Origin of the sequence: Flavobacterium sp. (assembly GCF_030146175.1) — a bacterium.
GTDB lineage: Bacteria > Bacteroidota > Bacteroidia > Flavobacteriales > Flavobacteriaceae > Flavobacterium.
This window is the reverse complement of record NZ_JASLCE010000125.1, coordinates 1-26,008: the sequence shown is the minus strand read 5'-3', so window position 1 is coordinate 26,008 and position 26,008 is coordinate 1. Positions and strand designations below refer to the sequence as shown.

24 protein-coding genes are annotated in these 26,008 nt (G+C 40.8%); 3 read left to right on the top strand and 21 right to left on the bottom strand.

The features are described from left to right. The first annotated feature begins 60 nt into the window (after positions 1-60). Complete coding sequence (locus Q1R07_RS14205) at positions 61-696, top strand: MgtC/SapB family protein (RefSeq protein ID WP_300491520.1); 636 nt, start codon at positions 61-63, stop codon at positions 694-696. Positions 697-741: 45 nt separating this feature from the next. Here the strand turns inward: Q1R07_RS14205 and Q1R07_RS14200 are convergent, their stop codons facing one another. The 8 genes from Q1R07_RS14200 to Q1R07_RS14165 form a co-directional block, all read right to left on the bottom strand. Then, the gene (locus Q1R07_RS14200; protein WP_300491518.1) at positions 742-3,129 is read right to left on the bottom strand and encodes a TonB-dependent receptor; all 2,388 of its coding nucleotides are present in this window, start codon (positions 3,127-3,129) and stop codon (positions 742-744) included. Between the two features lie 302 nt (positions 3,130-3,431). Continuing rightward, a complete protein-coding gene (locus tag Q1R07_RS14195; protein ID WP_300491516.1) occupies positions 3,432-5,240 on the bottom strand; it encodes a beta-lactamase family protein in 1,809 nt (602 codons plus the stop codon). Positions 5,241-5,302: 62 nt separating this feature from the next. After that, a complete protein-coding gene (gene ccsA / locus Q1R07_RS14190) occupies positions 5,303-6,160 on the bottom strand; it encodes a cytochrome c biogenesis protein CcsA (protein WP_300491514.1) in 858 nt (285 codons plus the stop codon). Next, positions 6,157-7,455, bottom strand: coding sequence for a cytochrome c biogenesis protein ResB (locus Q1R07_RS14185; protein WP_300491512.1), 1,299 nt, complete (start codon positions 7,453-7,455; stop codon positions 6,157-6,159). The genes ccsA and Q1R07_RS14185 overlap by 4 nt, the downstream gene beginning before the upstream one ends. 21 nt (positions 7,456-7,476) lie before the next feature. Then, positions 7,477-8,967, bottom strand: a complete 1,491-nt coding sequence (gene nrfA, locus Q1R07_RS14180; protein ID WP_300491510.1) for an ammonia-forming cytochrome c nitrite reductase — start codon at positions 8,965-8,967, stop codon at positions 7,477-7,479. A 21-nt stretch (positions 8,968-8,988) separates the two neighbouring features. Then, positions 8,989-9,567, bottom strand: a complete 579-nt coding sequence (gene nrfH / locus Q1R07_RS14175; protein ID WP_300491509.1) for a cytochrome c nitrite reductase small subunit — start codon at positions 9,565-9,567, stop codon at positions 8,989-8,991. 388 nt (positions 9,568-9,955) lie between these two features. Then, entirely contained in the window at positions 9,956-10,942 is a 987-nt protein-coding gene (locus tag Q1R07_RS14170; protein WP_300491508.1) for a hypothetical protein, read from the bottom strand. A 169-nt stretch (positions 10,943-11,111) separates the two neighbouring features. Further along, positions 11,112-11,657, bottom strand: coding sequence for a hypothetical protein (locus Q1R07_RS14165; protein ID WP_300491506.1), 546 nt, complete (start codon positions 11,655-11,657; stop codon positions 11,112-11,114). A 140-nt stretch (positions 11,658-11,797) separates the two neighbouring features. Between Q1R07_RS14165 and Q1R07_RS14160 the strand changes: the two genes are divergently transcribed. Beyond that, positions 11,798-12,340 (top strand): dihydrofolate reductase family protein, encoded by a 543-nt coding sequence (locus Q1R07_RS14160; RefSeq protein WP_300491504.1) that lies wholly within the window; start codon positions 11,798-11,800, stop codon positions 12,338-12,340. A 49-nt stretch (positions 12,341-12,389) separates the two neighbouring features. Here Q1R07_RS14160 and Q1R07_RS14155 read toward each other — a convergent pair whose 3' ends face one another. Next, entirely contained in the window at positions 12,390-13,328 is a 939-nt protein-coding gene (locus Q1R07_RS14155) for a ring-cleaving dioxygenase (RefSeq protein ID WP_300491502.1), read from the bottom strand. Between the two features lie 308 nt (positions 13,329-13,636). Between Q1R07_RS14155 and Q1R07_RS14150 the strand changes: the two genes are divergently transcribed. Continuing rightward, positions 13,637-15,226: a sigma 54-interacting transcriptional regulator gene (locus Q1R07_RS14150; protein WP_300491500.1), complete on the top strand. Its 1,590-nt coding sequence runs from the start codon at positions 13,637-13,639 to the stop codon at positions 15,224-15,226. Here Q1R07_RS14150 and Q1R07_RS14145 read toward each other — a convergent pair whose 3' ends face one another. The 12 genes from Q1R07_RS14145 to Q1R07_RS14090 form a co-directional block, all read right to left on the bottom strand. Continuing rightward, positions 15,227-15,844, bottom strand: a complete 618-nt coding sequence (locus Q1R07_RS14145) for a TMEM175 family protein (protein ID WP_300491498.1) — start codon at positions 15,842-15,844, stop codon at positions 15,227-15,229. It lies immediately after the preceding gene. Positions 15,845-15,846: 2 nt separating this feature from the next. Then, positions 15,847-16,197: a hypothetical protein gene (locus Q1R07_RS14140; protein WP_300491496.1), complete on the bottom strand. Its 351-nt coding sequence runs from the start codon at positions 16,195-16,197 to the stop codon at positions 15,847-15,849. After that, positions 16,197-16,817 (bottom strand): dienelactone hydrolase family protein, encoded by a 621-nt coding sequence (locus Q1R07_RS14135; protein ID WP_300491494.1) that lies wholly within the window; start codon positions 16,815-16,817, stop codon positions 16,197-16,199. Before Q1R07_RS14135 ends, Q1R07_RS14140 begins: the two co-directional genes overlap by 1 nt. Before the next feature lie 11 nt (positions 16,818-16,828). Then, complete coding sequence (locus Q1R07_RS14130; RefSeq protein WP_300491492.1) at positions 16,829-17,119, bottom strand: GNAT family N-acetyltransferase; 291 nt, start codon at positions 17,117-17,119, stop codon at positions 16,829-16,831. A 3-nt stretch (positions 17,120-17,122) separates the two neighbouring features. Further along, on the bottom strand, positions 17,123-18,481 hold the full coding sequence (locus tag Q1R07_RS14125; RefSeq protein ID WP_300491490.1) for a sigma-54 dependent transcriptional regulator: 1,359 nt from the start codon (positions 18,479-18,481) through the stop codon (positions 17,123-17,125). An 8-nt stretch (positions 18,482-18,489) separates the two neighbouring features. After that, positions 18,490-20,763, bottom strand: a complete 2,274-nt coding sequence (locus tag Q1R07_RS14120) for a histidine kinase dimerization/phosphoacceptor domain -containing protein (protein ID WP_300491488.1) — start codon at positions 20,761-20,763, stop codon at positions 18,490-18,492. 52 nt (positions 20,764-20,815) lie between these two features. After that, entirely contained in the window at positions 20,816-21,481 is a 666-nt protein-coding gene (locus Q1R07_RS14115) for a YoaK family protein (RefSeq protein ID WP_300491486.1), read from the bottom strand. A gap of 4 nt (positions 21,482-21,485) precedes the next feature. Beyond that, positions 21,486-21,959, bottom strand: a complete 474-nt coding sequence (locus Q1R07_RS14110; RefSeq protein WP_300491484.1) for a DNA starvation/stationary phase protection protein — start codon at positions 21,957-21,959, stop codon at positions 21,486-21,488. A 1-nt stretch (position 21,960) separates the two neighbouring features. Beyond that, entirely contained in the window at positions 21,961-22,389 is a 429-nt protein-coding gene (locus Q1R07_RS14105; RefSeq protein WP_300491482.1) for a DoxX family protein, read from the bottom strand. A 10-nt stretch (positions 22,390-22,399) separates the two neighbouring features. Next, a complete protein-coding gene (locus Q1R07_RS14100; protein WP_300491480.1) occupies positions 22,400-24,286 on the bottom strand; it encodes an amidohydrolase in 1,887 nt (628 codons plus the stop codon). Between the two features lie 6 nt (positions 24,287-24,292). Continuing rightward, positions 24,293-25,021: a M17 family peptidase N-terminal domain-containing protein gene (locus tag Q1R07_RS14095; RefSeq protein ID WP_300491478.1), complete on the bottom strand. Its 729-nt coding sequence runs from the start codon at positions 25,019-25,021 to the stop codon at positions 24,293-24,295. Between the two features lie 17 nt (positions 25,022-25,038). Continuing rightward, positions 25,039-26,008 (bottom strand): alginate export family protein (locus tag Q1R07_RS14090; RefSeq protein WP_300491477.1); only part of this gene is annotated, 970 nt, incomplete at its 5' end.

Below are 26,008 nucleotides of genomic sequence, written 5' to 3'. Positions count from 1 at the left end.
TAGCGATGTTTTGATCAAAAAAAATAGATATATTTATAATAGTCTAAAAAGCAATACGGTATGGCAATAGAAATGGAAATAATGTTACGTTTTTTTATAGCTGTTATTTGGGGCGCTATTATTGGTGCAGAACGGGAATACAGGGGGAAAGCAGCCGGATTCCGAACTACAATACTGATTTCAATAGGGGCTTGTTTTTTTACCGTTATGTCCATTTGGATAGGGGGAGAAGGTAATCCGGATCGGATCGCTTCCAATATCGTAACCGGATTGGGATTTTTGTGCGCCGGTGTCATTTTTAGAGCCGACAATCATATAAACGGAATTACTACTGCCGCGACGATTTGGGCGGTGGCAGCCATCAGCATGGGAATAGGAGCCGGGCATTATCTGATTTCGGCTTGTGGCGGTGGTTTGATATTGTTGGTACTCACTACATTGACCTATCTGCAAAATAAAATCGACCGAATCAATCAGTACCGGACACTGCATATCACATTTGATAAAAAGGACGATGGTTTTCCCCAATGTACCGAACTTTTTGTAAAGTATGGTGTCAAATCAAGGTTGATTGCTCAGCAAAAAGAATTGGATACGATTACACTAAGTTGGGAAATACACGCCAGCGAAAAACAACTGGAATCGCTGAGTAAAGCCCTTTTATTGGAATCTTTTTTTTCTAAAATAGAATTATAGCCAATAGCGCAAACGTAATTGAATCGCTATTATAAGGTTTATCAATTATAAAGCCCTGTTATTTTCATCGAATTGAATCTTTTGATTGACTCCTTTAATCGTGCTATTTCCAAATTTATAGGTCACGGACAAATTCAGATAACGATTACTGGATCGATAGGCATAAAAAGACTGGAAATCTTTAAAATATTCGTCTCCTTTTGATTGTGTGGTATTGAAAACATCATTAAAAAGAAAGGTATAAGCAAGATTCTTTTTAAGAAAGGAACCCTTTATTCCAATCGAGTTTTTAAAATAACCGTAGAAAAAAGTATTTCCATACTGATAAGGCGTATTCCCGGCTAGAATTACAAATAAAGACAGGGTTTTGTCCGTTCTGAGCGGAAAGGTACTGTTCAGATTACATTCTGCAAGAAAGCCGTTGCTAACAGCTATAGCATCGGGTATATCGGATTCCGTAGTCATAAAACTACCTTGTAAACTGGCTGTGTTTTCCATCCAATTTAAATGGTTTTGTGTATAACTGATCGTGGTACCGTAGGTATGCATGGTATAGAAATTCTCCAGTTGGTGGATCCTAAAACCATCGCTAAAACGAATGATTCGGTCCCAATTATCATCGGATCGGGTATAGTAAAGGTTAACGTTAAAATTGTTTTTTAAAGTATAATTCAACTCAATGGTATTACTGATTGCAGGTCTTAGATACGGATTCCCTTCCTGATATTCGTAGGTGGAATAATACCTGCGGAATGGGTTTAATGACTGAAAATTAGGTCTGTTAATGCGTCTGGAATAACTAAGACTAAAAGCGTGATTTTCATTGGGTTTATAAGTCAGATATCCGGTTGGGAAAAACTGACCGTAATGATTGGTTGTCTGTTGTTGGTTGGGAATACTACCTTCCAGATAGGTATATTCATAACGCAAACCGGCTTTGGCCTCCCATTTGGAACCTAATTTCCGTAGTAAACTAAAATAGGCGGCATAATTGTTTTCCCGGTAAAAAAAGTCATTGCTAATCGCCGTATTTAGAATCGGAATACCATTTTCAATGTCGTATATCTTTAGCAAAGCATCATTTCGGATCGCGGTATATTTAAGACCAAATTCCCCAATAAGACCAAACAGTTTTTTTTCGAGATCGGCCTGAAAAGCGGTAATTTGATAATGACCGGTATTGTTGTTTAGCAAGGTGTTTTCAGCACTGTTTTCATAGGTTTTAGCCCATTTGTCGGTATCGGTTTTAGCTTTTAGATAGTTACCCGAAAAGCGAAGAACGGTGCCAAGAGTATCCAGTTTCAGGTCGTAAAAAACAGTACCGGAATGGTATTGGTTTTGCAGGCTATCGGTAGATAATGATTGAAAGTTTTGTTCGACAGCCGTAATTTTCCGGAAGGTTTCGCTGTTAAGTCGCTGATCGGTATTCATTGTGGAATAATTATAAGTAAAACCGACAGTACTTTTAGCATTCAGTTTGTATTCGGCTTTTAGATTAGGACTTATATACGCGGATTTATATAGCGATTCCCCGGTGTTATTCCAGTAATCGTTATTCGTATAGGTAATGTTATTGGTTGTGTTTTGTTGCCGTTTAAAACCCGTATAGGTAAACCCGGTCGACAATGATAAGCGTTCATTCTGATAATTAAAAATTCCTCCCGATCGACCTGAATTTAGTACGGCATCCGAATAAAAAAAACCGCCCGCCTGTAAGGAAGCATTCCATCCGATTTTACTATTCTTCTTTAAAATAATATTGATCAGTCCGCTTAGGCCTTCGGCACTATATTTTGCCGGTGGCGTAGTGATCACTTCAATTTTGGCGATATCGTCCGAACGGATACTTTTTAGATAATTGAGAAGTTCCTCACCTTGTAAATTCAATAGTCTGTCATTGATCATTACAGCGACCGAACTTTTACCGGCAATCAGAATCGCATTATCGGTAATTTTTACCTGTGGTGTATTGGATAAGGCTTCAATGGCATCGACACCCTGAGCGTTAATAGAATTTTCAACATTAAAGACGGTTCGGTCCACTTTGCGTTCCAATAGTTTCTTTTTGGTGATGATGGTCACTTCTTCCAAATCGACTTTAGCGTTGGTTGTTATCGTAAGGGTGATGTCTTTTAGCGTATCATGATCAATGGTTATGTTTTGCGAAAACAGGGTTGTATTCTCTTTTACAATCTCAAAAAGGTAATTACCCGATGGAACAGTCATTTTATAAAAACCATTTTTATCTGTAAGGCTCTGCTTTTGTACACCGGCATTGGTAAGCGTGATTTGAGCATCCATAACGGGATGATTTTCAGAATTGGTTACTTTTCCGCTAATCGATTGACCAAATCCGGATACCGTGTAAAAAAAGAATACTAAAAAAAGAATAATTCCTGAAGCGTTACGGTAAAACGGGATGCTGATCGTCATATAATAATAGCTGTTTTTTGATAGTGAATGGTGAATATCGAAACCGAATTAAATATATAAGGGATAAAAGGGATGTTTTATTGTTTTTATACTAAACTATTTTTTTAGATAAACCAGCATCTCAGATGATCCATGATTCGTATCGTTGGATCGTTGTTGCTATAATAATGCTTATGATCAAACGCCTGACGTATACGCGAATCGGCCGTTTTTCCAGATGGGTAATAAAATTGGAAATACCAATGTAAGCGATACTATATTTTAAAATAAAAACGACCTTCGTGATTGAAGGTCGTATCTTTTTATAATGTTTTTAAAATTTGGGCAGCGTTTTCGTTTTTTGGATTTAATTCCAACGCCTTTTGATAGTTTTGTTTTGCTTTGTCTTTTTCTCCGGTATTCATATAGGCCTCTCCCAGGCTGTCGTACACATTTTCACTGTCGGGATACAATAGTGTATTGACACGGAAAATGGCGATTGCTTTTGTAAAATCTTTTTGACTCAGCAGGCTATAGCCCAAACGGTTTAGATAATCTTCGGAAAGGGACTGATGGTTAGGATCTTCGGTTTTGGCATTTTGATAAGCCTTCAAACCTTTTTCAAACGAACCTTCCAAAAGTAGTTCTAAAGGTACTTTTTCATCGTTTTTTAGCTGCGGATTTCCAGGACGGGCCGGTTCATCCGGAAAAACCAATGTAAGTTCTTTTGTTCCCGTTTTTGCATCTCCTGTAATTTTTACGTTAAAAGGCGCATCACGAAGCGCATAGGTGTTTTCGGATATTTTAAGCAGTGCTACCGGACGTTCTATGTTGTTGATCAACATTAATTTTCCGTTATCGCTATAGACTTTATAAAATCCGTATTTGTTTGATTTGTAACGCCCCGTATTATTAAAATCTTGTTGGGTTAACGGTAAAATGGTATGAGCAGGAGCTATATAATCCGGCCATTGATACACCGAAGCGACCGAACGAATGAGTTCTTCTATAAATTCCGGTTTATTGGTATTGGTTAACACTACAATTCCGTCGCCGTTGGTTTTGTTACCTACGAATTTACTGGAAAAACCTTCATTCCAACCGCCATGGCTAAAGTAAACCTGTCCGTTTTTGTTTTCCAGAAAAATCCCCAATCCGATAAACGATTCGATAAAAGGAGTTGTAAATGCCTCGGCCATTTTTTGAGAAAGGACAAGCGTACTTTTATGATTCACGGTATTTTGAATGTCGATGACAAACTTTGCCAGATCTTCGGCGGTAGTCCATAAACCGGCTGCGGCCTGCTCGGGATAGGTATGGTATTTTCCCGGTACTCTCACTCCATTAACGTTATAGGCTGTAGCGGCAAACGATGCTTGTGCTGTTGGCAACGGTTGCACAAAAGTACTGTTTTTCATTTCCAGAGGAACAAGTACTTTTTCAGACATAATGGAAGCGAAGTCTTTATTTTCAAGGTCTATCAGGAGTTGTTGCATAATGGTATATCCACCACCGGAGTACCGAAATGAGGTACCGGGAAGTTTATCCACTACGACAGCCGGTGAATTAGCCGGTTTTTGTCCGTTTAAAATCTGAATAACCGATGGCAAAGGCGCACCGGCTTCATACCCGGCAAAGCCATGTCCAGTTAAGCCAGCGGTATGACTGAGAATATTTTTAAGGCTGACTTTCTTTTCTTTTGTAAATTCATTTTCCGGAATTTTCCACGATTTTAAATACGAATTGACATCGGCATCAAGATTAAGCTTTCCGGATGCAACGGTTTTTAATGCAGCATAAGCACTAACCGGTTTACTTATAGAAGCTGCCTGAAATAAGGTTTTGGATTCGACCGGGGTTTTGGATTCGACATCGGCAAAGCCATACGATTTGCTCCAGATCACTTTCGAATTTTTGATCACGGCAATACTCATTCCGGGAATAGCGTAATGTTTCATCCGGGATTCTAAGGTCCAGAGTGGTTCGCCTTTAAAGCGAACAGCCGGCATTAATCCGGATTCTACTTTGGAAATATCGTCTTTGCTATTTGATTTTGTTTGTGCCGATGCCGGGAGGATCATGCACCCGAAAGTAAATGCCAGTATGGCAATCGTTGATAAAGTACGTTTCATGTTGATTGTTCGTTTGTGATTGATTGATTTAACAAATAAACGAAATTTACTACATGATTGTTTTACAGGGCAGTATTTTTATTTTTAGGATGATAGGGTATAAGGAAATAGAAAAGATACGAATCCATCGACGAATAGACATGGGTACTTTTTTGAGCGGCTGGTAGATAATTAACACCAATCCATGTAATTATCAGTAAAACAAAGGCTATAGGTAATACGTACAGCGCAAATTTTTCGTATTTTTTACCGAGGAGCCTTAGATGTATATAGGCCAGATAAGCGAAAGAGGTAATAAAGGCCCAGGTTTCTTTTGGATCCCATTCCCAGTAGTGGCCCCATGCTTCTTTTGCCCATACGGCTCCCATCAGTAAACCTAAGATCAGGAATCCGAATCCTACATAGACGGTATTATCTATAAAATCGAATATTTTCGGATCGTTTTTTTTGAATTTGATGCTCTTGTATAGTTGAATAAAAGCACCAACTGTTGTTGCTCCAAACAGGGCATAGGAAAGCATATAGGCCGTTACATGAGGTACAAACCATTTGCTTTGTAACGCGGGCATCAGGTTTTTGGAATGTATTTCAGGTTTTAAGAGATTGACCATTACAAAAGCTGTAGCCATAACTGCCGAAAAAGACAGCAGCCAGGAATATTTCCAACGGCGATACGTAATGTATCCAAAAGCAGCAAGAAAAAAGGAATACCACAAACGGGTTTCGCCCATAGTTCGCATTGGAGGTCGTTCCAGTTTAATCCACAGTCCGATAATAAAAAATGCAAATATAAACAGACCAAGGATCATTAATATATCGGAAAGTTTTTTGGGAAGTTTAGGGAAATATAATATACTACCGGCCGATAACCAGCAGATTATAGATAGTAATGCAAATCCGGTAAAATTATCCCAAGTCATATTTCGTGAGGTTGTTTATCGTTTGTATACTTATGTTTGATTTGTTTACCATTCCAGATCATGGCAATAGTCCCCAATGCAATCAGTCCAAAACCGATATAAACAGCAGTTTTCCATGGATCATAAACCAGTTCCATACTGCTATATTTTGATAATTGCCCGGCCTGATTATCGTAACCGTATTGATAGACCATCCAGTTACTCACCTGAGCCGGTTTATTGACTTCGATGATTGCTTTTTTGGGAGTTCCGTTAGGGGTATATAGTATGACATCAGATCGAAACCGTTTTGGCTCGGCCTGGCTCATCACTACGGAAAGATGTTCAGTTAATGGCAACGTCATATAAAGTTGCGCCTGATTGCCGCCACAAACCCAACCGGAATGTTTGACTCCGGTGGAAGGGTTATACATACTGATACGTGCAGCAGGAGTAGCACCAAGCATTGGCATTTCGCGATAGGTACTATCACTGTTGCGAATAGCCTGATGAATATATTTTTCCAGTTTCAATTGCCATCCGTTAAGCATGCCGCTGGAGTTTTCGGAATCAATCGAATAGAAATCCGGCTTGGCTTTTGGTTGTGGTGCGCCACTATGACGATCAATGATGGTCAATTGCGGTGGATAGGTTTCCATATCAAAATCGTTAAGCTGAATCGCGATAGGAAGTTCTTTCACATTTTTGGAAGCATCGTATACCCGCCATTCGGTTTCACCTTCGGGTACGTGCATGATATATCGTTCCATATCGGCATGTCCCAGTCCTGCGCTGAATAGAACCAGCCATATTCCTATATGGTAGGCATGAAAGGTATAATCTTTCCATTTAAAATTTTGCAATCGTTGTGCTATAAGTACTCCTAAAGCGAGTAACATGGTAAGATAAATCAGGACAAAAGCCCATGAATGAGTCATCTGATCAAATCCTAATTGAGAAAAAATAGTTCCGGTATTCGTCTGTTCACCTGTCAGCTGAGGTGTCAATCCCATGATAAGGCTTAGCAGTAAGAATACCATAATCAAGGATATGGAAAACGGAATGCCGGAAAACCATTTTATAAAGCGATTCTTTTTCAACAAGGATAAACCAATACAAGTCAAAATAAGACCTCCTCCGATATAATAATTTACCGGAGCTGCGAGCAAATAGAAATTAAAACCGTCTTTAAGTAGAAGCTGAAGCATACTACCAACAACAACGATACCGCAAACGATAGTGATACTTTCCGGAAACCCCCAAGGCATTTGCCATATTTTGCGTTTGTTTTTCGTTGTTGTCTTACTGCTTTTCATACCGGATTTAATTATTTAAGATCAGTTTAGTTTACCTTCCGCTTTTGCTTTTTCAATCCATTTTGGGATCGTATTTTTAATCCACTGATTTTTTGCACTGTGAAGTTTTTCCATATCAAGTCCGACATACTTTTGTGCTTTTTCTTTTGTTGAAATATCAGGCATCACAATGTTCATCACACCAAGCGGAAATAATACCTTTTGCAATTCCAGTTGCGCCTGCATGGTAAGATCAAGACTATGCGCCAGAATACGCTGTGATTCTACGGGAGCATGGAACGAAGCCCCGTGTGAAGCTCCTACAAAATCCCATCGCCATTGTGCCTGACGGATTAATTTTAAAGGACCTTCCATTTTTGCTTTGTCAACTCCGTTGTCCCATGCTGTTTTGGCCATAATATGAACTTTAGCAAGTTCTTTTTCAATACGGTTACGGATCTCCAATACCTTATCCTGATAGTCATAGACATAGTTTCTCAGATTATCCTCACTGTCGCGGTGACACGTCTGACAGGTTGATGCAATATTTTTCATCGGACTCATAATCTGATGATCGGAGTATTTGATACCACCTTCCGCTTTGTAGGGCATATGGCAATCGGCACAACTAAGTCCGCGTTGGGCATGAGGTCCGAGAAGGTATAGTTCATAATCGGGATGTTGGGCTTTTAGCATTGAAGCTTTGCTTAAGTGATGCACCCAATCGGTATGATTGACATTGTCATAATAGTTTTCCATCGCTTCAACGGTCATCCCACCATCCCACGGGAAAGTCAGGTATTTACCGTCGCCTTTAAAGTAGTATTCAACATGACATTGTGCACAAACCAAGGAGCGCATTTCCTGAGGCGTCGCTTCGGCAATATCTTTTCCCTGACGTTCAAAAGCCTCAATCAGCGCAGGGCGGGTAATCGCCAGTTTCATTGTTTTCGGATCGTGACAATCGGCGCATCCTAATGGATTGACAATCTCACTACCGTTCTGACTCCATGGTGTTTTGTAAAAATTTGCGATACCTACTTCCTGCATCATTCGAGGTACATCAGGACTTTTACACGTCCAGCAGGTCGACGGCTGCATTTCTCCCTGTCCATTTTCGGGAGCGCCTGTCCGGAGCGTATGCCTAACATCTTCTACCGTATACATGTGTCCGCGTGGTGCTGCATAATCGCGGGCAAAAGCGTAGCCAGCCCAAAGAACAACCATTTCGGGACGTTTTTCGAGAATATCTTCGAAGGTATTACCAAGGTATTTACTACGGAAATCCATCTCTTTGGTCTTTTTCCAGGTGTTGTATTCACGGGGATAGTTAAGCCCCCATTCATCACTTTTTGGATTAATTCCGGTTATTTCGACTACCCGGTTGTTGTGTAATGTAGCGATTTCGGCTCTGCGCTCTGTAATAGAGGCCGCTAATAAACCTAACATAAATACGGCAATCATAGCAACGGCAAATATCCCCCAGCCGATGATTGGTTTGCGTTTTATTGATTCTGCTAATTTTCTGGACATAGTGTTTCTATATTTTGATTCCTATTTTTTTATAAGTGCTTTCAGCCAATCCGGGACAGGGGATTCCGGTAGCGGTGCAATGGCATTTGGAGAAGAGGAAAGGTTGCTTACAACGGTATGCGGTACTTCACGATGGCAATCCCAACAGGCTTTTCCGGCACCGTTTCTAGCCTCGGTATAACCAATCATTCCGGTGTTTACCAATTCGGTATTGAGTTGGGTATGACATCGGATACAATTATCCATAATCACTTTATGACTGGCAGTACGAGGACGGATAACCTGCGGCTCACTTCTGGCCGTAAAAACCGAAGCATGCTTAAGACCATCCATAGCTTTAAAGGCATATTTTTTAAAAACATTATCGTGTGGCACATGACAATCATTACAAGTAGCCTGCAAATGGTGGGAACTATGCGTCCACGACTGATTGTAAGGAGTCATTATATGACAATTTGTACAGGCTGACGGATCGTCGGACAGATACGAATGCATTCGTGACATATATACCGTATAGGTACTTAGCCCCGCGGCTATACCACCTATAATAAATAGAGGAATAATTAAGGCACGAGGTATACTGTTTAGTAATTTTTTCATCTGCTATCAAACACATATTAGACTTTCTAAAAGTACTTACTCGATATAGTAAAAAAGCTAACGAATGTCATGTTTGTAGAAGAATGCTGTTTGTGTTTTGGCCGTTTAGAAGATCATTTTTTAGTTTTTATAAGTTGTTTGTGTATTGATAATCATTGTGTTGTGTCATTTTTTTAAAATGATCAATAACGATAGAAAGTTGTTGTTTTAACTCTGGAAGACATTGATAATTGACCTCAAGAACATCATAATAGTCCTCGAATAGGAATTGTTTTTTAATTTAATTCCCGTGTTTTATTGTCAATCTGGAAGTAGGATATAAAAAATGCTACAACAGAATTGTTGTAGCATTATGAACTTTTAGTGATGTTTAAGGGTAGCTTATGTCTTATTGAAAGCGACCCAATGTTATAGCCATGACTTCCAGATTAGACGTTTGTACTACGCTAGGATCATACAGGTAATGCGCTGCTTCCATACCGCCTTTCCACGGACCGAAAATAAAACCGATTGGCTGGTCGTTGCTATTGGTGAAAAAATAGAGTTCGCCATAGCCTACGCCCGAATCGGTATCACCATCGCCGGAACGGGAATCGTTAAAATGTAGCGAAGTACCGGATGCGGTACTGTCGTATACCGAAATACGATAGGCATTTGTAACTTTGGAATCTAGGTTTTGGAACAAACTCAATGAAACCGGTTGTGGGGCTTCGGTAAGCACCATAAAATGACCGTTGGATTCAGCATCTTCGTAGGCCATACAAACGATATCGCCGGCCTGAGCCTGGGAAAAACCTCCTTTGGCTACGCCATTATAGATTTTATCGGATTCCTGTTTCTGTATGCCGGGAGCATAAACGCTACCACAAACATAACTCCAGCGTCCGGGACGAAGTACCGGTAGGGCTACCGCAAATTCAAAAGCGGTAGGAACCCAACCCGGTGCCGAAAAATGGGCAGCATCGGGGTTTACCTGACTCTGAAACAAACAAAAGGCATTTTCTGTCGGGTTGTCGTTACCGGTAGCGATAAGCACGCGCGATCCGTAGCCAACACAGTCGATGTTGGCAATAAACGTATTGGTTGTAGGATCGTAAGCGGCATTCGGAAAGTAATCGACCCTTGGCCATACATTTGAAAAAGCGTCCGGAACGTGAATGTAATAATCGGGAGACGGATTGATATAATTGGTGCTGACATTAAAAAGCGTACCGTTATAAGCAACCTGTTTGCCGGATACATTTACCCCGGGAAAGGTCTGTTTTTTTTGTTGTACCAAAAAAGGGGAAGCGATTGCTGCTGCAGCGTCTAAAATAGTAGGGTAATATCCCGGTGTATAGCTATCGGGATTGGCGAAAAAATTGATAAGTGCCATCGATTTTAATAATTAATGTTGGTAATGATTTTAGGACTCGTATCAAATATAGGATGGCGCATTTGGCTGCGAAAACGTAGAATTACCTGATGTGTAAAACCGTATAAATGCCTGATCGATGAAAATAAAAACACCTGACAGGTTTCGAAAATGGGTCAGGTGTTACTATTTATTTTTTTAGTTCAGCCATTTTATTCTTTGCTTCTGTAAAGCTAGTTTCAATAACCTCACTATCACTAATAAACAAAGTATTGTCACTACCAGATTTATCCAGTTTTAAATACCAACTTGTTTTTCCTCCGCTACAAAAATAGCCCATTTGGAAACCATCAGTGGTAGTAAACGTATTGTCTAAATAATCGGGATTACTGGTAATGTCGGAATTAATTTCGTTTTTTAAAACTTGTAACGCCTTTAACAATTCTATTAAATCTGAATATTCAATCGAGGCAATACTATTGCTTTTTACGATTTGAAAAAAATAAGCGGAAGCGGCTCCATTCGATATTTTTCTGATTCGGGTTTCGACTGTAGCATTATAGGTTGTTTTTAATTTTGGAAGTTTTGTATCCACAATTTTTATAATACTACCTGTTTTTGAAGTAAAAACATCCATTTTAGTTGTAACGCTTCCTTCTTTCTTTGCGACTTGCGAAAAAGTTGAAATTGAAAATAAAGATAATGTGGTAATCAATACTAGTCTTTTAAACATCATAATTTGAATTATTAAATTTTTGACTAAAGTAGCTAGCCCACGACAGATTCTATTACGGAGAACCATACTGTTACAGAAAGGATAAAAATAACATCGAAAAGACACCATCCTTTTTTAAATTTGTAAGAAAAGCAAAAGTGATGAAACGAGTAATTTTAAATCTTGCCGTTACCTTAGACGGGTTTATTGAGGGACCAAATGGGGAAGTGGATTGGTGTATTATGGACGATGATATGGATTTTGACGCCTTTTTGGATAGCGTGGATACGTTGTTTTACGGAAGGGTGAGTTATGACGCCTGGGGGAATTATCAGCCCGATGCCCATGCGGATTTGGCCGAAAAAGCAATGTGGGAAAAGATCCATTCTAAAAATAAATTTGTCTTTTCGAACCAGAAACGAGAGCATAAAAAAGATGTTTTTGTCACGTCGAATATGGGGCATAACGTAGCCGAAATAAAAGAACAGGACGGAAAAGATATTTGGTTGTATGGCGGTGCCAACCTGATTAAATCCTTTATTGATTTAGGACTTATCGATATGTATAAAATATCGGTTCACCCGGTTGTTTTAGGAAGTGGAAAGCCCTTGTTTGAGAATTTGAAAAACCGAATAAATCTAAAATTAACCGACACCCGCGTATTCCGGTCGGGCGTTGTGGAGCTTACCTATATGCCGATTTAAAAATAACACCTGACAGGTTTCAAAAACCAGTCAGGTGTACAAAAGCTATTTAATTAATAGGAACCAAGTGGGCTTCAATACTGGCTCTATTCGGTTCGTATTGCGCCGGAAGTTTTAAATTTTTACCCAATTCTTCCAAACTTTCGTCTACCGTAAAACCGGGATTTTCTGTTGCGAGTTCAAACAAAACACCGCCCGGTTCTCTAAAATAAAGCGAATGGAAATAATTACGGTCAATTTGCGGGGTAATCGACAAACCGTAGGCTTCAATTTTTTCGCGGAAGTACATTAAAACGGCATCATTTTTTACGCGAAAAGCGACGTGATGTACCGATCCGTTGGCTACATGACCGCGTTTTTCTTCCGGTAATTCGACCAAATCCACTATAGCTGCATTTTCAACAGCCGTGGTTGCATACCGGTAACGGTTTACATCCTGTTCGATTAAGGTATAGCCGAATATTTCGGTTAAAATGGCAGCCGTGGGCTGGATATTGTTTAGCGTTAGCGTAATGGTATGAAAACCTCGCGTTGCCACATCCGCTTTGATTTCGTCGGTTTCCCAGGGTTTCCGATTGTCTTCTGTTTTCGATTCGATTAACTCCAGTTTTAATCCGTCGGGATCCAAAAACGTAAGGTATTTTTCTCCGAATTTTTCAGCCGGTTTATTGTGAATAACGTTGTATTGCTCAAAACGTTTCTGCCAGAAATCAAGACTATCTTTTGGAACCGAATATCCGATTTCGGTAGCCATTCCGGAACCTTTTCGTCCCTGTTGGATACCTTCTCCCCAAGGGAAAAACGTTAGAATGGTTCCGGCACTTCCAATTTCGTCACCAAAATAAAAGTGATAGGTTCCCGGATCGTCAAAGTTGACTGTTTTTTTGATAAACCGCAGTCCCATTATTTTGGAGTAAAAGTCGAAATTGCGTTTGGCGTCTCCGGCGATGGCGGTAATATGGTGTAGTCCTAAAATGTTATTTTCCATGATGTTATCTATTTAATTATTGCGATTCTTTTACAAAGTTACGTCAGTTATACCCGGAAATCGGTTAATCTAAATTAAGAATTGCGATGGCCGGATTGGTAACGCTTAAAGAGTATTCAAATCCTGTTCCTTTTTGTTTAAAGTGTTGTTTTTTAGGTTTTTAATTTTGAATGGGTGGTTTTTATCGGTACGATATATCGTAATTTTATGAGGGTGTTCTGTTTTATTTCGGAAACAAATAGCGGTTGAATACGGGCTATTTCTTAAATTTACCCTGTAACAGCATAAAAACGTTACGAATTACTTACATGGAAAATCCGAAAGATCAGGCGACAATAATGATGAACCGATTACAGGAGCGGGAACGGGAACAACAGCTGATCTTGTCGGTTTGTCAGGCACTTTCCGGAGTGGTAACGCATAACGAGTTACATACGGTTGTTGGCGGTTTGCTAAAAGATCATTTTTCTTTTGAAGATTTGATCATCGCGTCATCCAAGAAAATGGAAACGGAATACCGGATTTTCTACCAGTATAATATGCAAAAGCCGACAGAAGACTTAAGCTATCCAATTGCCGATGGCTTTTTTGACAGTTGTCTCAATACTGCCGATTCCGTTGTTTTTGATTTAAAACCGGTTTCGGAAAGGAAACAACTTCCGATCTATCTCGATCCAATTGTGTTGAAAGGAATTAAAAACGGAATTGGAATTGGTTTGCCGATAAGGAAGGATGATCAAACGGTACTTTTTCTGTTTTTTAAAAATGCGTCGATTTTTACCCGGGAATCCAATCGGATGCTACGCGGAATTGCGACCCAACTTGCCATAACTATAGGTAATATTAAAATGGCAACGGCCTACGAAAGTAGTTTTGCGGAATTACAGCTTTTAAAAAAACAACCCGTTGAACAACCCGAAATAATGGTTGCCTCCGACAACGGTTTTTATGGAATCATCGGAAGGAGCAAAGCGATGAAACAGGTCTACGAGCTCATTACACAAGTAGCTCCGTCACCGTCGACCGTTTTAATTTTCGGGGAAACCGGAACAGGCAAAGAACTGATTGCAAATGCGATTCATAAATTATCACCGGCTTTTACCGAAAAACTCATTACGGTTAATTGTGCCTCGATACCTGAAAATCTGATTGAAAGCGAATTATTTGGTCACGAAAAAGGAGCTTTTACCGGAGCGACAGCTACGCGAATCGGAAAATTTGAACAAGCGGATAACGGTACGATTTTTCTGGATGAAATAGGAGAGTTGCCACTGGAACTTCAGGGGAAACTACTTCGGGTTTTACAGGAAAAAGAAATAGAACGGATTGGTGGCAAAAATACCTTAAAAGTAAAAGTACGCGTCATTGCAGCAACCAACCGATCGCTCGAAAAAGAAGTAGCCGAAGGCCGTTTTAGAAGCGATTTGTTTTACCGGTTAAATGTGTTTCCGATAGCACTTCCGGCTTTGCGCGACCGTTCGGAGGATATTGAACCGCTGGCATATTTCTTTTTGGAAAAACATTCGCTCAAAACAGGAATGAAGAGTAAGGGCTTTTCTAAAAAAGTACTGAAAAGCATGATCACTAATACCTGGCCGGGAAATGTACGCGAACTGGAAAATATGGTGGAACGCAGTATTTTATTTGCAAAAGAGGGTGTAATCAAAGAGATGACGTTTCCAACGGTTTTGAAAACGGAAACCACAAATCCGGAAACGGAATTATATACGGCAACATTGCAGGAAGTGGAAAAAGCCCATATTTTAAAAGTCGTTAAAAAATGTAACGGAAAAATCTTCGGTCCGCAAGGTGCTGCGGTTGTATTGGGTTTACCCGGTACGACACTGATTTCGAAAATGCAGAAATTGGGTATTAAAAAAGAACACTATATAAGCTGATCATTCCTGTTGCAGGTTTATTTTTCCGGAGGATACAGCCCAAAATAAAAGCAAAATCATGTTGATCGTCAAGGCGGTTACCGGAAACGAAAACGAAATTCCAAAAGCGATCAGATAGGAAGGCAAGCCATAGGCATAATTATCCCTGATTTTTCGGATCGCCCGATCGGTAATACCCGGGCGTAGTAATTTTTTATTGGTACTGGCAATCCACCACAAAAGATTGTAAGCGATATTGATCAATACAAACATTCCGGTATAAACCGCCACGGCTATAGTAGCCGCTTCGCCACCGAAAAAGCGGGCTAATAAAGCGGTAGGATAGGAAACCGCGGCCACCAGAAATAAAATCAGTCCGTTGGCAAACATAATGGCGGTATTGCGACTGTAGATCTGTTTGAAAATTTTATGATGGTTGACCCACATAATAAAAATACTGAAAAAAGAAAGCGTAAAAGCCAGATAGGTGGTCCACTGATTTTTTAAAAAAGTGAGCAATTCCGAACCGTTTTTGATCGTATCGGCTTCCGGCGCACGTAAATCCAGCACCAAAAGGGTAATGGCGATGGCAAAAACGGCATCACTAAAGTTTTCGATTCGTACGGTTTCTTTTTCCATTTTTATAGTTTTACAAATATTGATTTTCGCAATTTCGGTTCCAGATTTTTTGTTTTGTGTCCTTTTCCGGTGGTGTCTTCGACCAACAATATCGAACCGGTTGTAAACGATCGTTTTTCGCCTAACGACGTTTCAATTTCAACACCGCCATCGAGCAAAATAATATACTGACGGTCGGGTGCCGTATGGAAATCATAATCGTAGGAAGGACTGACTTCTCTAAATACGATGGATTTTACCGTTTTTTCATCCGATAAAAACCCGATTATTCCATTATTGTGTAGCGGAACTTCGAAATCTTCAAAATGACTTTCGCCGTTTTCGTCACTGTAAATTCGTGTGATGGCTATCATTATTTTGAAGAAAAAATAAGTTTGTTAACCCAGTCAATTTCATCCTGATTAATGGTATGTCCCATGTTTGGATAGATTTTTTTGGTAACATCGGCACCCATTTTTTGCAGCAATATTTCCGTTTCGTTGACCCGTTCTACCGGAACATGAAAATCGGGATCACTGGTACCAATAAAAACCGGGGTCTGATCAAAGTTTCCGGTGTAATGTTCGGCATACACTTTATCGCCAATCAATCCGCCGGTAAAGGCTACAATACCACCGTATTTCGCCGCATTTCGGGTTGTAAATTCCAGCGTAAGACAAGCACCCTGCGAAAAGCCGAGAAAGTATATATTTTCTTTTTTGATACCATTTTTGTCCAGTTCGCTAACTATTTGCGCAAGGGTTTCCAACGCGTTCGAAAGCGACGGTTCGTTTTGTTCCAATGGCGCTAAAAAGGAATATGGATACCAGGTATGGTTATCGGCCTGAGGTGCGATCCAGGCAAAATCGCTCACGTTCAAATACTGCGTTAGCGAAAGGATATCATTGGCTCCGGCACCACGTCCGTGAAGTAGGATCAGTACTTTTTTGGCTTCTGTTAACGGTAAGCCGGCTGCTATAGTTTCTAAATTCATAGGCTATTGTTTTATTTTTTCCAGATATCCAGATATTCTTCCGGATGTTTTTTAAACTGTGCATGTACATACGGACAAAGTGGGATAATTTGCATCCCATTGGCACGGACATATGCGGTCATTTCGTTTAGTAAAAGCTTGGCATAGCCTTTTCCCTCGGCTTCCGGTTCTACACCGGTATGATAGACTGTCAGTACAGCATCTTTAAGGCTAACGGTCATTTCGCCTAGTTTTTTACCGTCGACATAGAGGTTAAAAGCCCCTCGGTTTTTTTCGTCTAATTCTAATTTTATAGTTTCCATATTTTATTCGTATCCTTGTTTAATACCTAATTTTTTCATTTTTGAGAACAACGTTTGCGGTTGCATTTTTAAAAGTTCGGCGGCACCACCCGGACCGGAAACTTTTCCGCCGCATTTTTGCAAAGCAGCCATGATATGTTCTTTTTCCATTTCCTCCATCGATTTTAGCGTAGCGCTATTTTCCTGTAGCGGATTAACCGTATTCGTAGGAAGGTCAAATTTTTCAATTTCATTGGATCGCGTCAGCAACACATTTCGTTCGATAAGATGTTCCAGTTCGCGAATATTTCCCGGCCAGTCATAGTGCATTAATTGCGTCAGGGCAAAAGGATTGATACCGGTAACATTTTTCCGGGAACTGGCGGCATATTTAGCCAGAAAATAATAGGCCAGTGCTTCGATGTCTTCTTTGCGTTCTTTTAACGGCGGCAATTGAATCGGAAAAACATTCAGGCGATAATATAAATCCAGTCGAAATCGACCTTCGGCTACTTCTTTTTCGAGCGATCGGTTGGTCGCGGCCACTACGCGTACATTTACCTTTACGGTTGACGAACCGCCCAGTCGCTGGATTTCCTTTTCCTGAAGCACCCGTAACAGCTTTACCTGAGAATCCAGTGGTAATTCACCGATTTCATCCAGAAAAATCGTACCGTTATGGGCTTGTTCAAACTTTCCGATACGCAGGGTATTGGCACCGGTAAACGCCCCTTTTTCATGTCCGAAAAGTTCCGATTCGACCAGTGATTGCGGTAAAGCGGCACAATTCACCACGACAATAGCATTTGATTTATGGGCGGAAAGATCGTGAATCGCATGGGCTACGCGTTCTTTTCCGGTACCGCTTTCGCCTAAAATCAGGACGGAAGTTTGCGCCGGTGCTACGATTTTTATTTTTTCGATCACATCTTTTAAAAGTGCACTATTGCCAATGATTCCTTCAATTTCCGTATCGGGTACTGTTGGCGCAATCGAGGTAAAGGCGCCTTTTTCCTCATCAAACCGGTATTTGGCAATGTCGAGCATCACCACCAGATCCCGTTCCCTAAACGGTTTTACCATAAAACCATAGGGATGCGTTTCTTTTACCGCTTCGAGCGTTGACTGATTGGTGTTGGCCGAGATATACAAAAAAGGCAATTGCATTTCGCGCAGTTCCCACGCCAAATCAATTCCGGTTAGATCGCCTTTTAACATAATATCCAGTAAAACCCAATCGGGTCTTTTGGATTCGATTAATTTACGAGCCTGAACGACAGAAGAGGCTATCCCGGTTATCTGATAGCCCGCTTTAACGAGCATGATTTTTAAATCGTTTGCGACTATAAACTCGTCTTCTACAATTAGAATTTTCTCCTTCATGCGTTAAATTATATAATTTCTGAATTTTCGGATGTCTCTTCAAACTCAGAATTTCTTGTAAATGTAATTTTGATTTCCAGTCCGTTATCGTTTTTAAGTTCAAAAGTTCCGTCAATCTGATTGGTTAATCCGGTCATTAAATTCATTCCGAGGGAATTTCGTTCCGTTTCGTCAAAATCTTCTGGAAGACCAACCCCATCGTCGGCAATGCGCAACAGATAATTGGCGTCGCCGGTGTTTTTAAGATCAATACAAATCGTACCCTTTCGATCGGTCGGAAACGCATATTTGATGGCATTGTTAATGGCTTCATTGATGATCAATCCTAATGGCACCGCCTGGGCGACATCGAGATATACTTTTTCGGTGTCCAAAACAAAATTGATTTTCAGATCGGTATCAAAAGACTCCCGCATATAGCCGATCAATTCATAAATATACCAGGACATATCGATATTAGCCAGATTATCGGACTGATACAATTTTTGATGAATCAGTGACATCGCATGCATTCGGTGCTGACTGTTTTGTATAGCCATCAGCGCGTCTTCGTTCTCCAGATAAGCCGATTGCGTATTTAACAGGCTAATCACGATCTGAAGGTTGTTTTTTACCCGATGGTGAATCTCTTTTAAAAGCCATTCCTTTTCAATCAGCATCTTTTTGTTGAGCTCGTTTTGCTCGTTAATCTGCTGGGTTTTGATTTCCAGTTGCTCATTTGTTTTCTTTTTTAACCGGAAACGATTGTAAAGCAATACAATAAACAGAATCAAGATCACCACACTCGCAATAAAAACATAGCGGATAATGGTATCGTTATGGATTTTTATTTCCTGTAATTTCGACTGTTGTTTTAGTAAATTGATATTCCGATCTTTTTTCTCGCTTTCAAATTCGATTTGCAGACTATTAATTTGCTTGCTTTTTTCACCTTTAAAAACGGAATCGGAAAGACTCTTATACAGTTGATAATGCTTTATCGCATCGATATATTTCCCTCGTGACGAATCGGCTTTAAACCAGATCAGATAACTTTCGGACCGGATCAGATTATTACCGGAACCGGCCGCCAGCGAATCCAGCAGTTTGATGGTTCGGTAAAAATCATCGTACTTTTTGATTTGGTAATGATAGGACGCAAAACTTCTTAAAATGGCAATACTATTCCCGTTTTTATCGGCATTTTCACCGTAATAAGCGGTCAGTTTTTTATAATAGAAACCCGCCATGGGATCGTTTTTTAAAATCCGGTAAATATTAAACAACAGATAATTCTCTTTCATCAACCGCTGAATGTTAGCGGTCGGAAAGTTGCGCTGCATTTCTTTGATCAACTGAAGGGCCTTTTGCTCTTTTTTTTGCCGGATCAGCATCGAACACAAATTTTCACCGATTGTCCGTACGTATTCGGTATCCTTATGAAATTTTGCGATTTCCAACGCCTTATACCAATATTCTTCCGCATCATCATTTTGGCGCAGGTAATAATATACCAATCCGATATGATTGTAAATGGAACTTAACTGCAACGAATTATCGTTGACGGCAAGTGCGGTTTTTTCGGCTAAAAGCCCATATTTTAAAGCTTCCGGATAATTTGCTTTTTGCGTATTTACTTCCGACAGCAGGTTATAAACCCCTTGAGCACTCGGATACTTTATCGATCGATAAAGCGTCAGCGCTTCTTTTAACAGCGGTTCGGCCTTGGCGTTATTTTCATTAATCGTATATAATTCGGCAAGTTCCTTTAAAGTCGTAGCCTGTTTTTCGATTAATCCGGCTTTTTTAAAAAACGCAATGGCCATTTCTTTATAGCGGACTTTTTCTTCGAGTTTGGCGTCGTATATCGACAGTTCGGCATAACTTTGCGCCTGTAATTCGATTAAATTATTGCTTTTGGCATAGGCAAGCGCCGCGTTGGCTTTTAGTAAGGCCTTTTGCATAGCGCCTTTTTCCCGGAGAATCTGCGCTTCTAAAAGAATGGATTTCCCTTTTCCTGTTTTATACCCCAAACGATCGCTTAACAGACCTGCTTCAGCATTAACCGAATCGGCACTTCGGAGATCGGTTTTAAACTCGCCCGGTTTGTTAAGGAAGTAGCTGCTTAAATCCAAAAGCAAATCGACTTTTTTAGCGTCATTTTTCGCCGTTGCTATTTTGAGTTGTAATTGCCTTGGATCGTCAATTGTTTGTGCATTTCCATTCAGATTTGCCCAAAACAAGAAAGCTATCGTAAGGCGATATACAGGAGTTTTAGCAGCGTTTAAGGGGGTATAATTCATTTTTTAAAGATACTCTATTATCAGAAATCTGCAAATTCACAATCGGGTTTTCCTAGTTGTTTCGGTGGTATAAATAACAAATGATCATCGCGATTCCGGGTACAATTAATGTTCCCAAACCAAAAAGCTTTCCGGCAATGGCACCCAAAAAACAACCGATAAGAAATCCGATGATTGTTACAAGCTGTTTTTTAAAACTGATAACCACTTCCGGATCTTTACATCCGTTTTTGAGCAGGTTTCCCAAATCGAGTGCGGCTTGCGTTACATTTCCCGTCATCATGGTCGTTGGACCGTGTGTCTCCTTACTGTATAATTTTCCGAAGGCATTCTGAAGTCCCATGCCAAATACGGTTGTCAGGGCAACGGTATACATGGCCCATTCAGTAAAGATTTCCATATAGCCAAAAACATAGGACGCGATACCGCTCACAAGTAGTAATATACCTTCCCAGAAAAGTAGGGTATACCGATTGGTTGCCTTTAAAGCGATCCGGCCGCCGGTAATTACCGCAACGATAAATACGGGAAACGTTAGTAATTTTATCCATGCATGTATATCCGAACCCTTAATGATCTGATAGGCAAATACAATAAAGTTCCCGGTAACGTGTGCGGAAAAGATCGAATCGGCGGCGACAAAGGTTACCGTATCACAATACCCTGCTATCATCGTGAGCAGCAGGGTTACATAGCCAATATTTTTTTGTACTTCCATAGTATTAATTTAGATGTGCCCGAAGCATCCAGGCCATTTTTTCGTGATTTTCCAAAAGTCCGGTAATATAATCGCTGGTTCCCGCATCGTGAAACTCCGAAGCAAAACGGTTGATATTTTCCCGTAGGTGAATGATAATGCTTTCGTGATCGGCTAATAAGGCTGTGATATAACCGGCGCTATCATTTTTTTCTCTTGATTCTTCCGTAAGATGCGTCAGTGTCAGGTATTCTTTTAAGGTTCCGGGGGCATAATGACCCAAAACACGGATTCGTTCGGCTACTGTATCTACAATTTCATCCAATGCTTTATATTGCTGTTCGAAAAAGAGATGCTTGTTGTAAAAATCAGGGCCTTCAATATTCCAATGCGCCTTTTTTGTTTTGGTGTACAATATAAATTCATCAGCGAGTACTTTGGTTAATACAGTAACCACTTTCGCGATATTTTCCTGTTGAATTCCGATGTTTGTTTTCATTTTAAATCAGGTTTAATAGATAATAATCAAGTGAATATTTTCCGGCACCGAGTGCCAGAAGTAGTAGTAATGATAAGGTGTACATATAGGGAACATCGCGCACTTCGGGCGAGTCTTTTCGATGTACTACAAAATAACCGATGGCCGTCACGCCAATGGTGGGTACTATCATAAGTCGGGTGCCAAGTCCCAAGATCATAAAAACCGGTACCACCGTATCTGAAAAGGTCGCCACAAAACGGTTTAGTTTTTCAGGTAAATGCAACGGATTAGGAACCTGTTCTGTTTGTCCGTTTTCGACACGGAATTTTTTCATCCCATGGACGCCAAAAAGCGCTGCCGCCAGTAAAATCCGAAAGAACAGCAACGCCATATTGTTGTATGGTGTTCCTAAATCGGAGAAAAGGATTTGTTTGAGAATGTCCATCATTTTTCAGGATTTAGAAGGCAAAACAAGAACAACCCAATGCGCCCCAGAATGCCGTATAATTGTTAACTGGTACCGTACTCATCCGGGCCACATCGTGGTTGTGTGCGTGTACATCACAACTACCGCTGCAACTGTGAATCTGTGCTGTCAGACCCGGTTTTGCATTTGGTTTTACATTTTTTTCGATCGCAGTTTGCAACGTACTTTTCGTTGGATATCCGTTGTAAATATGGGTTGGCGACCAATCCGGTAAAATCGGTATATTGGGCGGCGAAAACGATGAAAAATCACCATTAGCGTACACAATTTTTCCATCGACAATCGTTAAATCGGCTTCAATTTTTTTAAGATCTTCATCCGCGATCGTAAAATAATCGCGATCCAAAACCACCAGATCGGCAAACATTCCGGCTCGGATATCGCCTTTTTTGGTTTGCTCCTGCGAAAACCAAGCGCTACCTCTGGTATACAATTCCAAAGCCGTTTCACGACTCAGTCGGGATTCATGATACAACTGCAGGCCACCAACGGTTTTTCCTACCGCCATCCAATACATGGAAACCCACGGATTGTAACTGCTCACGCGTGTCGCATCCGAACCGGCACCGACCGGCACGTCCATTTCGATCATCTTTTTGATCGGCGGTGTGTTTTCGGCCGCTTGGGCACCATAGCGATCCGTGAAATATTCCCCTTGGTAGGCCATCCGACTCTGAATGGCAATTCCGCCACCCAAAGCTTTTACCCGTTCGATATTGCGTTCGTCGATTGTCTCCGCATGATCAAATATCCATGGCAATCCGTTGAATGGGATTTCCCGGTTTATTTTTTCAAACACATTCAAAAAACGCGTAATACTTTCGTTATAGGTCGCATGCAGTCGGAAAGGCCAGCGGTTTTCGACTAAAAGGCGTACCACTTTTTCCAGATCGGCTTCCATGTTTTCGGGTAAATCCGGTCTTGGTTGCAGGAAATCTTCAAAATCCGCAGCCGAAAAAACCAACATTTCACCCGCGCCGTTGTGTCGGTACATATCATCGCCCTGGTATAATTTGACCGTATCGATCCAATCTTCAAAATCCTCAAACTCGTGTTTTGGCTTTTGTGTAAAAAGATTATACGCGATTCGTACGGTTAGTTGTTTCTTTTCATTTAGTTCATTCACCACCTTATAATCGTCCGGGAAATTCTGAAACCCGCCACCGGCATCGATAACACTGGTAATTCCAAAGCGGTTTAGTTCCTTCATAAAATGACGTGTGGAATTTAACTGATGCTCGTAGGACAATGTTGGCCCTTTGGCTAAGGTCGAATACAGAATCATCGCATTGGGAGTCGCAATGATCAGTCCGGTAGGTTCGCCTTTTGAGTTTCTTTCGATATGGCCTCCCGGAGGTGCAGGTGTATTTTTGGTAAAACCAACCGCTTTTAAAGCCGCTTGATTCATAATGGCTCTGTCGTATAAATGCAAAATAAAAACAGGCGTTTCCGGAGCGATGGCATTGATTTCTTCTAAGGTTGGCATTCTGCGTTCTGCAAACTGAAACTCCGACCAACCGCCTACCACGCGTACCCATTGCGGATGTGGCGTACGATCGACCTGTTCTTTAAGCATTCGTAACGCATCTGCAAGCGACGGAACGCCATCCCAACGCAATTCTAAATTATAGTTTAATCCGCCGCGGATAAGGTGTATATGCGAATCGTTAATGCCGGGAACAACTCTTTTTTGTAATAAATCGATCACTTGTGTTGTTTCGGATGCAAATTCCATCACCGCACTGTCGCTTCCAACGGCAATAAATTTTCCGTCTTTAATAGCCACCGCTGTACTATTTGGGGTTTCCGAATTAAAACTGTGAACCTTACCGTTAAATAAAATTAGATCTGCTTTCATATCGGTTTATTTGGTGTTAAGCTTATTGATCGCTTCTTTGATACCATCGCCGGCAACCGTATAAAATGCAGGACCGGCAAGGAGTATGATTTTGGTCAAAGGCTTGTGATCGGATAATTTTTTATCTTTTAAAAATGCCTGTGTTCTATAGGCTTCAAAAGAACCAAGCACTACGTTTTCGGCCACTAAAGCCGTAGGCGAATCAATACCGGCATCTTTAATATCGCTGGCAAACGAATAATCACTTACGCCCAAACGCAAGGCCTCGCGCATTGCAACGCTTCCAACACTGATCATTAAATCAGGTGTAAACGTATTGCGATTTCCTAAACCGATAAGTAGTAATTTTTTGGCAGCCAGCGTACCTTGTGGTGGTGTAATTAATAAAGTTTCCAACGAATGACCGGTAAACTTTCCGCTTTTGCGCAATTCGGTAATGATACCTTTTAGCGCATCGTCCAGATGTACCATTCCGTTGAGGTTGGCGGGTAGAGCAGGTGGGTTAAAAATATCTCCTTCGATATATTCAAAAACACAGGCAACCTGTAATTCGGATTTGGCAGCGGAAGGCCCCTGAACGAGTCCGTTTACCGCTACACCGTCGACTTTTCCCCAGGTTACGGTCGAACCGATCGCCGCGGTTTGTGCCAAAAGGATGGTAGGAAATAAACCCCATACTAGTGCTAAAAGCAATAGTCTGACGTTTCCTGATTTGTATTGTAATAGATTTTTCATAGTCGTAATTTTTTTGATTAAAATTTGAATCCAAGTCGGGCATTAAAGAAAATACCGTCTTTAGAATTGGGAATGCTTTCGTTGATAAAAGCCCCGGTTTTAAAATATTGGATACCGCTAACAACCGATATAAACGGGCTTATACTATAGGTGAAATTGGCAAGGTAGGCCGTCCCGATATAGCGTTTGTCCGAAGTGTCTCCGGAAAGATTAAGGATACCGCTAGGCCGATAAACACCATCCTGCGTGCTATAACGCCAGTTAAAAACCACATCGACCTGCATCTTTAATTCCGGAAGCAAATCCAGAGTAGCATACGGATGGATATCGATCAGGTTTACCGGTCCAACCTGTGGACTAAAACCAAAATAACCGCCTTTAGGGTATAACGGATTAAAGGTTTGCAGTTGTCCGTCGCCTTTGTTCTGATCGCCTGAAATATAATCGTTACGCAAATTGATCGTCGGTTTGAATTTTACATTTTCAAAAGAATAACCTATATCAGCCGAAGCCGTCCAGGCATTTATCGCTCCGGAGCCAAAATGCCCAAACTGATAGGCCGCTTCCAGATTGTAAATAAAACCGCCTCCGTATTTCCAGAACCGCGTTCCGACGGTATGCCGTCTTTCGGGTGCGATGCCTTCATCAAAGCGCGATTCGTCCCTTCTGATTCCGAGATAGTACCAATCGAGATTTCCCGCTTTTGGAATAATTATTTTGGAATAAACACCCCATAAATTCAGTTGTTTCGACATTTTATTGTCCAAAACGCCGGGATAAACCGTATCGGCCATCATCATAAAACCGTCAATTGCGAATCGGGTAGTGGTATACATGAGTTTGCCACCTGTAAAATAAAGTCGGGCGTTAGGACCTTCCCGTACCGAAAGCAACCTTCCGGAGCCATAATCCAACTCCTGTCGTCCGAGGCGAAGCGTTATTCCGGCATTGTCTTTTTTCCAGAGGTTGATATCCGCAAAAAGATTC

Bases quoted from the DNA above. Each gene is read 5' to 3' on its own strand.
- Q1R07_RS14205 (WP_300491520.1), top strand. From the start codon at position 61: ATGGCAATAGAAATGGAAATAATGTTACGTTTTTTTATAGCTGTTATT.
- Q1R07_RS14200 (WP_300491518.1), bottom strand. From the start codon at position 3,129: ATGACGATCAGCATCCCGTTTTACCGTAACGCTTCAGGAATTATTCTT.
- Q1R07_RS14195 (WP_300491516.1), bottom strand. From the start codon at position 5,240: ATGAAACGTACTTTATCAACGATTGCCATACTGGCATTTACTTTCGGG.
- ccsA (WP_300491514.1), bottom strand. From the start codon at position 6,160: ATGACTTGGGATAATTTTACCGGATTTGCATTACTATCTATAATCTGC.
- Q1R07_RS14185 (WP_300491512.1), bottom strand. From the start codon at position 7,455: ATGAAAAGCAGTAAGACAACAACGAAAAACAAACGCAAAATATGGCAA.
- nrfA (WP_300491510.1), bottom strand. From the start codon at position 8,967: ATGTCCAGAAAATTAGCAGAATCAATAAAACGCAAACCAATCATCGGC.
- nrfH (WP_300491509.1), bottom strand. From the start codon at position 9,567: ATGAAAAAATTACTAAACAGTATACCTCGTGCCTTAATTATTCCTCTA.
- Q1R07_RS14170 (WP_300491508.1), bottom strand. From the start codon at position 10,942: ATGGCACTTATCAATTTTTTCGCCAATCCCGATAGCTATACACCGGGA.
- Q1R07_RS14165 (WP_300491506.1), bottom strand. From the start codon at position 11,657: ATGATGTTTAAAAGACTAGTATTGATTACCACATTATCTTTATTTTCA.
- Q1R07_RS14160 (WP_300491504.1), top strand. From the start codon at position 11,798: ATGAAACGAGTAATTTTAAATCTTGCCGTTACCTTAGACGGGTTTATT.
- Q1R07_RS14155 (WP_300491502.1), bottom strand. From the start codon at position 13,328: ATGGAAAATAACATTTTAGGACTACACCATATTACCGCCATCGCCGGA.
- Q1R07_RS14150 (WP_300491500.1), top strand. From the start codon at position 13,637: ATGGAAAATCCGAAAGATCAGGCGACAATAATGATGAACCGATTACAG.
- Q1R07_RS14145 (WP_300491498.1), bottom strand. From the start codon at position 15,844: ATGGAAAAAGAAACCGTACGAATCGAAAACTTTAGTGATGCCGTTTTT.
- Q1R07_RS14140 (WP_300491496.1), bottom strand. From the start codon at position 16,197: ATGATAGCCATCACACGAATTTACAGTGACGAAAACGGCGAAAGTCAT.
- Q1R07_RS14135 (WP_300491494.1), bottom strand. From the start codon at position 16,817: ATGAATTTAGAAACTATAGCAGCCGGCTTACCGTTAACAGAAGCCAAA.
- Q1R07_RS14130 (WP_300491492.1), bottom strand. From the start codon at position 17,119: ATGGAAACTATAAAATTAGAATTAGACGAAAAAAACCGAGGGGCTTTT.
- Q1R07_RS14125 (WP_300491490.1), bottom strand. From the start codon at position 18,481: ATGAAGGAGAAAATTCTAATTGTAGAAGACGAGTTTATAGTCGCAAAC.
- Q1R07_RS14120 (WP_300491488.1), bottom strand. From the start codon at position 20,763: ATGAATTATACCCCCTTAAACGCTGCTAAAACTCCTGTATATCGCCTT.
- Q1R07_RS14115 (WP_300491486.1), bottom strand. From the start codon at position 21,481: ATGGAAGTACAAAAAAATATTGGCTATGTAACCCTGCTGCTCACGATG.
- Q1R07_RS14110 (WP_300491484.1), bottom strand. From the start codon at position 21,959: ATGAAAACAAACATCGGAATTCAACAGGAAAATATCGCGAAAGTGGTT.
- Q1R07_RS14105 (WP_300491482.1), bottom strand. From the start codon at position 22,389: ATGATGGACATTCTCAAACAAATCCTTTTCTCCGATTTAGGAACACCA.
- Q1R07_RS14100 (WP_300491480.1), bottom strand. From the start codon at position 24,286: ATGAAAGCAGATCTAATTTTATTTAACGGTAAGGTTCACAGTTTTAAT.
- Q1R07_RS14095 (WP_300491478.1), bottom strand. From the start codon at position 25,021: ATGAAAAATCTATTACAATACAAATCAGGAAACGTCAGACTATTGCTT.